The 506-nt window shown below is 49.2% G+C and carries 1 protein-coding gene; it reads right to left on the reverse strand.

What is annotated here, in order from left to right; translation table 11 throughout:
* Window positions 1-506 (reverse strand): methyl-accepting chemotaxis protein (locus R7Z50_RS31380; protein ID WP_318150259.1); only part of this gene is annotated, 506 nt, incomplete at both ends.

The following is a 506-nucleotide window of genomic DNA, read 5'->3' on the forward strand; positions in this document are numbered from 1 at the left end:
ATGGCTTCACATGCTTTAGATTGCTCAATGGTCGAGTGCGTAATGGTGCTGATGTGATTGTTCACGTGTTCGATGCTGCTTTCGAGTAAAGACACACTCTCATTCACTTGTTGCACGGATTCAAACGTGTCGTCACTGGCTTGTTTGCTCTTCGCCATGCTTTCTACTGAGAAACGGGTTTTCTCGCCAATTTGGTCCAACAGTTTGCTGATGTTCTCGGTAGCTTCTTGGCTGCGCTGCGCCAAATCACGCACTTCAGAAGAGACAACCGCGAAGCCGCGACCATGCTCGCCCGCACGAGCGGCTTCAATTGCTGCGTTAAGGGCTAATAAGTTGGTTTGTTCAGAAACGCTGTTGATGGTCTCGACTATTTGGCCAATGCTCTGCGTGTCGTTCGCCAATTCTGCCATGCATTGTTCAGTGGCGTTGATTTGCTCCAACAAGCTTTGCACGGAGCGGTAAGACAATTCACTTTGGGTCTGGCAGTCGACCACTTTGTTATTCAT

The sequence above is a fragment of the Vibrio sp. 1249-1 genome (assembly GCF_033340495.1).